The sequence below is a fragment of the Butyrivibrio sp. AE2005 genome (assembly GCF_000686965.1).
Taxonomy (GTDB): domain Bacteria; phylum Bacillota; class Clostridia; order Lachnospirales; family Lachnospiraceae; genus Butyrivibrio; species Butyrivibrio hungatei_A.
In genome coordinates, this window is record NZ_KK366043.1 from 104304 (window position 1) to 112430 (window position 8127).

An 8127-nucleotide genomic window follows, 5' to 3' on the forward strand; every position below is an offset into this window, starting at 1 on the left:
TTTCATATTTATAACTATGAAATTCAAAAAGAAAACACGAGGATATTTATGGATATTTCAGTAGTTATCCCTGTATACGGATGCAGGGAGGCGGTACCCGAACTATATAAGAGGCTTGTTGCAACGCTTGAAGATGCAGGAAAATCCTTTGAGATAATTATGGTGGACGACCATTGCCCGCAGAAATCGTGGGAAGAGATCGAGAAGCTCTGCGTTAAGGATAAGCGCGTTGTGGGAATAAAACTTTCAAGGAACTTTGGACAGATGCGTGCGATAACCGCAGGTCTTGAGAAGTCGACAGGAGATCTTGTTTCTGTAATGGACTGCGATCTTCAGGACAGACCTGAGTTTTTGCCACTGTTTTTGGACAAGATAGAGGAAGGTTACGATATCGTATATTCCAAGCGAAAAGAAAGAAAGGATACCTTTATTGTAAAAGCTTTATCAAGATCTTTTTACGCTGTATATAATAAGCTCTCAGACATGAAGTACGACTTCGAGGTGGGTAATTACAGTGTTGCCAAAAGAAAAGTCGTAGATTCTTTTCTTAAGATGAAAGAGCAGACCAGAGATTACATCATGTTCCTCATGTGGCTTGGCTATAATGACACAACCATCGAGCTTGAGTCGGATGAAAGATTTGCGGGAAAGTCGTCATATACTTTCAGCAAAAAAGTTAATCTTGCGATCAGCCTTATTACCGCGCAGTCCAACAAGCCGCTGTTTATGGCGGTTAAGCTGGGATTTGCACTTTCATGTGCGGCATTTATATTTTTGATCTATCTTGTTATCAGAAATTACGTTGTGAGAGATCTGGATATAGGCTGGCCTTCGGTCATTGCATCGATATATATGATGGGCGGACTTATGCTGAGCGCCTTGGGAATAGTCGGGATATACATTGGAAATATCTTTTCCGAGAGTAAAGGAAGACCTATTTATATTATTGACAAAATGCTTAACCGACACGAAGAGGAGTAGTATATGAAAAAACTGGCGATCATCGGCGCTTCATATCTTCAGAATCCGCTGATTTTAAAGGCAAAAGAAATGGGACTTGAAACTCATGTGTTCGCATGGGGCGTTGGAGATGTAGGCGAAGCTACGGCCGATTTCTTTTATCCGATAAGTATTGTTGAAAAAGAGGCTATCTGTGAGAAGTGCAAAGAGATAGGAATTGACGGAATATGCAGTATTGCATCCGATCTTGCGATGCTGACTGTAAACTATGTTGCAGATAAGATGGGGCTTTCGGGCAATTCGCTTTCATGCACGTACAAGTCGACCAATAAGTTTGCAATGAGAAATGCCCTTACGGAAAAGAATGTTCCGTGCCCTAAATACGTTTTGGCTGATGACTCGGTCAATGTTGATGAGCTTGGATTTGAATATCCGATAATCGTAAAGCCCACGGACAGATCCGGAAGCAGAGCTGTTACAAAGCTTAAGTCAAAGTCTGGGATCATGGCTGCGATAGCATCTGCAAGAGATGTGAGCTTTGAGAAGACTGCGATCATCGAGGAATTCGTTGAGGGAAAAGAGTACAGTGTTGAGGGTATCTCATACAACGGGAAACATACACTTCTTGCCGTGACCGAGAAGTTCACAACGGGAAGCCCGAATTTCATCGAGACCGGACACTTTGAACCTGCACCTGTAGATGAAAAGACTTATGAGAACATCAGAAACGTTATATACGGCGCACTTGATGCGCTTGAGATAGAGAACGGCGCGTCACATTCCGAGATTCTTATCCGCGAAGACGGCGTTATCAAGATCGTTGAGATTGGCGGAAGGATGGGCGGAGATTGCATCGGGAGCTCACTTGTGCAGCTGACTACCGGCATTGATTTTGTCAAAGCAGTCATCGATGTGGCTCTTGGAAACGTGCCCGATCTCACTCCCGGCAAGAAGCACAACGCAGCGGGAATCAAGTTTGTTTTCTGCCGGGAAGATGCCGATTATTGTCAGGAGATTTGTTCAAAATATCAGGATCTTGTTATTGAGAGTAGTGTTGAAGAGATTACCGACAGAAAAGTTGTGGACAGCTCTTCCAGATTTGGATATTTCATTGTTGCGGGCGATGATGCGAAGCTGGTTCGGGATATTGTGGCGAAGTGAATGTTGATATATTGATTTTAAGCCTTATTAGATAGCTATTTGAGAGGATGGCTGTTTGATGAGGTTTTTTTATTGCTGAAAAAGGATAGATATATTGCATTGAATATGGATATTCTTTTATAATTTTTTATATACAAAACAACGAATTTTGGTTTTTGCATAAATGAGAATACTTAGGAGGGGTTATGGGATATACGATTGGACTTGATTTGGGAGTTGCATCTGTAGGATGGGCTGTTGTTAATGATGAGTATGAAGTTTTGGAATCTTGTTCAAATATCTTTTCCAGTGCAGATCCTTCAAAAAATGTTGAGAGAAGGGGCTTTAGGCAGGGGAGAAGACTAACAAGAAGACGCAGAACCAGAATAGGAGATTTTAAGAAATTGTGGATATCTTCAGGCTTTAGCGTACCTGAAGATAATGAGATAGAAGTTTTACGTTTAAGGGTGGATGGTTTAACAGAAGAGTTATCGGAAGACAAGATTTATTATGTTCTTTTAAACGACCTGAAACATAGAGGAATATCATATTTAGATGATGCAGAAAGTGGCAATAATTCAAGCGAATATGCAACAAGTATTGCATATAATGAGGAACAGCTTAAAACAAAGCTGCCTTGCCAGATACAACTGGAGCGTCTTGAAAAGTATGGTGCATACAGGGGGAATATTACTATAAAAGAAGGCGAGGAGGAAATTACTCTCAGAAATGTTTTTACTATATCTTCGTATGTAAAAGAGATAAAGCAGTTCCTTGATAATCAAAGCAAATATAATTCTAAAATTTCATCTGCTTTTATCGATGGATATACAGAAATTTTTGGTAGAAAAAGAGAGTATTATATCGGACCCGGAAATGAAAAATCCAGAACTGATTATGGTATATATACTACGGAATTAAACGAAGACGGAACGTATAAAACAGAGCATAACTTGTTTGATAAGCTGATAGGAAAATGTAGTGTCTATCCGGAAGAGCGCAGAGGCGCCGGAGCAACATATACTGCTCAGGAATTTAATATTCTTAATGATTTAAATAATCTTATCATTGACGGAAGAAAGCTTTCAGAAAAAGAAAAACGACAGATTATCGATGCGGTAAAAACAGCAAAGACTGTTAACATGAAAAATATAATCGCTAAAGCCATAGGAGAGAGAGCTGCGGATATGCAGATGAGTGGTGCGCGAGTAGACAAGAATGAGAAGGAGATTTTTCATTCTTTTGAAGCGTACAATAAAATGCGCAGAGAATTAGAAACGATAAGTTTTGATATAAACAGTTTTTCTACTGAAGAACTTGATGTTATCGGTGAAGTTCTTACGTTAAATACGGACAGAGAATCAATAATAAAGGGCTTTGAAATGAAGGGATTAAAGCTTTCGGACGAAGTCTTAAATGTTTTGATTGATACCAGAAAGAAAAATGGGACGCTGTTTAGTAAATGGCAATCTTTGAGTTTAAGGATAATGCGTGAGCTTATACCGGAAATGTATGTTCAACCCAAAAATCAGATGCAGTTACTTACGGATATGGGAGTCTTTAAAAAGAAGGGTGACATATTCACTGAGTATAATTCAATCCCGGCTGATATTGTTACGAAAGAAATTTATAATCCTGTAGTTGCTAAAACTGTAAGGATTACTGTACGTGTGTTAAATGCGCTAATAAAGAAATATGGATATCCTGACTGTATAGTGGTTGAAATGCCAAGGGATAAGAACAGTGATGAAGAGAAAAACAGAATTAAGGCATTCCAAAAGGATAATGAAAACGAGCTTAAAGATATTATCAAGAGAGTTAAGTCTGAATATGGTATTGAGATAACAGATAAAGATTTCAAGAACCACAGCAAACTTGGACTTAAGCTAAGGCTGTGGAATGAGCAGGGAGGAGTATGTCCTTATTCGGGAAAACCGATAAAGATAGATGACCTTCTTAAAAATAATCAGTTGTTTGAGGTGGATCATATTGTGCCGCTATCAATTTCTTTTGATGATAGCAGGAGTAATAAGGTTCTTGTGTATGCAACGGAGAATCAAAATAAGGGAAACAGGACGCCTTTTGCATATCTGTCAAATGTTGGAAGAGAATGGGATTTTCACGAGTTCATGAACTATGTGCTTACAACATATAAAGGAGTTAAATTCAGCAAAAAACGTGATAATCTTCTTTTCAGCGAAGATATATATAAGATAGATGTATTAAAAGGCTTTATAAGTCGAAACATCAATGATACCAGGTATGCTTCAAGAGTTGTGCTTAATGTACTGCAATCATATTTTGAAGAAAAGGAATGCAGTACAAAGATTAAGGTTATCAGAGGCGCATTTACGCATCAGATGAGAGTGAATCTTAAGCTTGAAAAGGATAGAGATGAGTCTTATGTTCATCATGCGGTTGATGCTATGCTTATAGCTTTTTCGCAGATGGGATATGAAGCGTACCATAAACTGACTGAGCAGTATATTGATTATGATAACAATGAATATACAGATAAAGCCGGTTTTGAGAAGCTTATGAAGAATGATCTTGTATATAAGGATGCCCTTTATCAGAAAAAATGGCAGCAGATAAAAAAGACGATTATGCAGGCTGCTGAAAAGAATAAATACTGGTATCAAGTCGATAAAAAATGTAATAGAGGATTATGCAATCAGACTATATATGGTACAAGAGAGATTGAAGGAAAGACTTATAAAATCAGTAAGTTGAATATTAGAACTGATGACGGCTATAGTAAATTTAAGAACATGGTCGATAAGGGAAAAGAAAACAAATTTCTTATGTATACAAAGGATCCCAAGACTTTTGAATTTATTATAGATGTGTATAGAAATTATAAGGATGCTAAGAATGCATTTATTCAATATGAGCAAGAGACGGGGGACTTCGTACGGAAGTATTCTAAAAATGGAAATGGTCCCAAAATATCGGAACTTAGATATGAGGACGGAGAAGTTGGAAGTTGCATAGATATATCACATAAGTACGGATATGATAAAGGAAGCAAGAAAGTTGTATTGGATTCTCTTAATCCGTATAGGATGGATGTATATTATAACAACAACGATAACAAGTATTATTTTGTTGGTGTAAAATATTCGGATATAAAGTGTGAAGGCCATAGTTATGTTATAGATGAGGCAAAATATTCTAATGCGCTGATACAGGAGAAAATGATTCCGGCAGGAAAAACAATGACTGATTTAGCAGAATTGGGATATGAGTTTAGGATGTCATTTTATAAGAATGATATTATTGAATATGAGAAAGATGGAGAAAAATATATCGAACGTTTTCTTTCCAGAACTATGCCAAAAGTGCGCAATTATATTGAAACAAAGCCATTAACAGCGGCTAAATTTGCAAAGCAGAATTTAGTGGGGCTATCGAATACTCAAAGTGTATTAAAGATTGGCATGGATATATTGGGAAATAAATATAGGATAGAGAAGGAGAAATTCTCTCTTATTGTCAAAAACTAAATATTGATTGGCGATACACTATTGAAAATTAAGTTGGCATGGAATATCATATTATTAGGTTAGAGATTTTTCTGATCACTTAATCTCTTTAGACCTACTAAAATAAGGCTTTATGCCGAGATCAAAGGATGCCGACGGGCATCCTTTTTTCGTTGTATTGGAGGTGGGAATGGCATTTAGGATTGTGATGATTGAAAATGACGTTTCAATTCACTTAAAGTACAATAATCTATTGATAAACAAGGGGGATGGAGATATATGGATTCCTCTTGATGATATTTCGGTAATAGTGCTTGATAACCTTAAGATACAATTTACCGTAAGGTTAATGAGTATGCTTGCCGAGTATAACATTGCTGTAATCATATGCAATGTAGAACATCTCCCCATAGGATTCTATTGCTCGTATGATAATTACGGTAGAATATCCAAGACAATAGGTTTTCAAATATCTAAAGATGATATTTTTTATAACAAATTTTGGAAGAAAATAATCTATCAAAAAATATCTAATCAGAAGCAAGTTCTTGCAATGCTTGAGTTTCCAACAGACATAATTGAAAAATTAAATAGTTACATTGAAACTTTGGAAGATGGTGATACTTCAAATAGAGAGGCGCACGCAGCTAAGGTATATTTTAATGCACTTATGGGAAAGAGTTATTCGAGGGGAAATGAAGATATTCTTTTGAATTCGGGGCTTGATTATGGATATGCGGTTCTGCGGGCGTATATTGCCAGGCTTTGTGTAGCATATGGTTTGAATAGTCAGCTTGGGATTCATCATAAGAACGAATATAACAGATTTAATCTGGTGGATGATCTTATAGAGCCTGTAAGACCAATTGTAGATTTTTATTCGTATCAAATATTGAAGGATTCGGATTACTTTACGGCGGAACATAGAAGAAAACTTGTGAATATCCTGAATCACAAAATTAAGTATAAGAAGCAGAAGATGTTTCTTGCAAATATGTTGGAAGATTATGTTTCTATGTATGCGGCATATCTTTCAGGAAGCGTAAATGATGTTGTTATGCCGGAAATGGTTAATTATCTGGGAGAAGAGGATGATAACTAAGTATATGAAAATGCTGTGTATGTTTGATTTACCTGTTGAGACCTCTGAGGATCAAAGAGCGTATAGGAAATTTAGAAAGGACATAATGTCTGAGGGATTTACTATGATTCAGTATTCAGTCTATGTACGTACTTGCCCTAACAGGCAGTTTGCGAATCAATTAGAAAAGAGACTTAAAAAGATAATGCCGAAAGAAGGGAATGTAAGGCTGTTAACGGTAACTGAGAAACAATATGAAGATATGAAAATCTTGGTTGGAAGCAAAAAACTTACAGAATCAATCGTTGGAATAGAGAGGATGATAATAATATGATTATTTCTGTAAAAGACGGTATCTCAAGTTATGATGTTTGTGTTGAGCAGATTACACAGATATGTGGTCAGAATATTCCGGTGAAAAGTTTTATTATCAATTCTTTGTGTAAATATTTTTCTGCGGACAAATATTTTGAATATGAGGAAAAGCTGATAGATAACACATTCATTGATGGAGAAAACCCAGGAAGAAAAATGTGGGAATGTATGCATGTTGCAACTATTGAAGATATTGTGCAGTTTATGCAACTTGGAAGAAAGAGTGTTGTAAATAAAGTTATAAAAGAATGTTTGACAACTTTTGATAATCAAGCAGGACTAATGGAAATAGATAATATACTTATCTCGATTCTTGACAGGATTAATAAGGAATATCTGGGAAGTGAGAGGCTAGAACTTCAGTATGAATCGGAAGACATACTATCGGTTGTGTGTAATACTTCAGTCAAAACCAGAGAGGGAAAGGATATACATGAATTAACGGCTTGGGAACTGTTCAATGAATTTATTGATATGTTAGAAAAACTACAGGTTAAGGTTCCGGATAAAAGGCTGATTGTGTTTGAGAATATTGATCATTTTCTTACACGGGATCAGTATATTGGATTTGTTGATAAGTGCGAGAATATAGCATATGGTAATAATATTTGGTTTATTTTTTCAACAAGTCTTAAAGGTTATCTGTACTGTTCAGAAGAGTATATAGAAAGTATCAATATCGTAAATGATGAAATGTTTTCTATAGGCAGTGTTGAAAAAATGGTGGAGTATGTTGGTTCGTCTTATCCAATAAATAAAAAGCTTAGGAAAGAAGAAATAATGGACCTTCTGCCGGAGATTGTGCAGCAAATTGGAAATAAAGATGCGATAGATGAGGTTGAGAATCAAGTTATATTGAAATTGATTAATAGTTCAATGGGCTTTCGTTATAAATGGAGGAAAGAGCCTAAAGATGCAGAAATCAGGTATTTGATGGATGATGTATGATATAATATTAGTGGAGGTACTAGAATGCAAAAGGTTTGCCGTACAAAAAATAGAAGACGTTCTATATTTTGTATAATACTCGTCTTGCTTGCTACATTTGGTGTTTTAGTACCTGAAGAGATTAAGTGATCAGAAAAC

General features: G+C 36.4%; 6 protein-coding genes. All 6 read left to right on the forward strand.

What is annotated here, in order from left to right:
• Positions 1-48 precede the first annotated feature (48 nt).
• The 6 genes from DL92_RS0116315 to csn2-St all read left to right on the forward strand — a co-directional run bounded on the left by DL92_RS0116315 (position 49) and on the right by csn2-St (position 7989).
• Positions 49-981 carry a glycosyltransferase family 2 protein gene (locus DL92_RS0116315; RefSeq protein WP_026668310.1) on the forward strand — a complete coding sequence of 311 codons (933 nt, stop codon included), beginning with the start codon at positions 49-51 and terminating at the stop codon, positions 979-981.
• 3 nt (positions 982-984) lie between these two features.
• Positions 985-2121 (forward strand): ATP-grasp domain-containing protein, encoded by a 1137-nt coding sequence (locus DL92_RS0116320; protein ID WP_026668311.1) that lies wholly within the window; start codon positions 985-987, stop codon positions 2119-2121.
• 185 nt (positions 2122-2306) lie between these two features.
• Entirely contained in the window at positions 2307-5606 is a 3300-nt protein-coding gene (gene cas9 / locus DL92_RS0116325; protein WP_026668312.1) for a type II CRISPR RNA-guided endonuclease Cas9, read from the forward strand.
• A 169-nt stretch (positions 5607-5775) separates the two neighbouring features.
• Complete coding sequence (gene cas1 / locus DL92_RS0116330) at positions 5776-6687, forward strand: type II CRISPR-associated endonuclease Cas1 (protein WP_026668313.1); 912 nt, start codon at positions 5776-5778, stop codon at positions 6685-6687.
• The gene (cas2, locus tag DL92_RS0116335) at positions 6677-7000 is read left to right on the forward strand and encodes a CRISPR-associated endonuclease Cas2 (protein WP_026668314.1); all 324 of its coding nucleotides are present in this window, start codon (positions 6677-6679) and stop codon (positions 6998-7000) included. Before cas1 ends, cas2 begins: the two co-directional genes overlap by 11 nt.
• Positions 6997-7989: a CRISPR-associated protein Csn2-St gene (csn2-St, locus tag DL92_RS0116340; protein WP_026668315.1), complete on the forward strand. Its 993-nt coding sequence runs from the start codon at positions 6997-6999 to the stop codon at positions 7987-7989. The genes cas2 and csn2-St overlap by 4 nt, the downstream gene beginning before the upstream one ends.
• The last annotated feature ends 138 nt before the right edge of the window (positions 7990-8127 follow it).

Excerpts from the sequence above, each read along its gene's own strand:
- cas2 (WP_026668314.1), top strand. The coding sequence starts at position 6,677 with ATGATAACTAAGTATATGAAAATGCTGTGTATGTTTGATTTACCTGTT.
- csn2-St (WP_026668315.1), top strand. The coding sequence starts at position 6,997 with ATGATTATTTCTGTAAAAGACGGTATCTCAAGTTATGATGTTTGTGTT.
- cas9 (WP_026668312.1), top strand. The coding sequence starts at position 2,307 with ATGGGATATACGATTGGACTTGATTTGGGAGTTGCATCTGTAGGATGG.
- cas1 (WP_026668313.1), top strand. The coding sequence starts at position 5,776 with ATGGCATTTAGGATTGTGATGATTGAAAATGACGTTTCAATTCACTTA.
- DL92_RS0116315 (WP_026668310.1), top strand. The coding sequence starts at position 49 with ATGGATATTTCAGTAGTTATCCCTGTATACGGATGCAGGGAGGCGGTA.
- DL92_RS0116320 (WP_026668311.1), top strand. The coding sequence starts at position 985 with ATGAAAAAACTGGCGATCATCGGCGCTTCATATCTTCAGAATCCGCTG.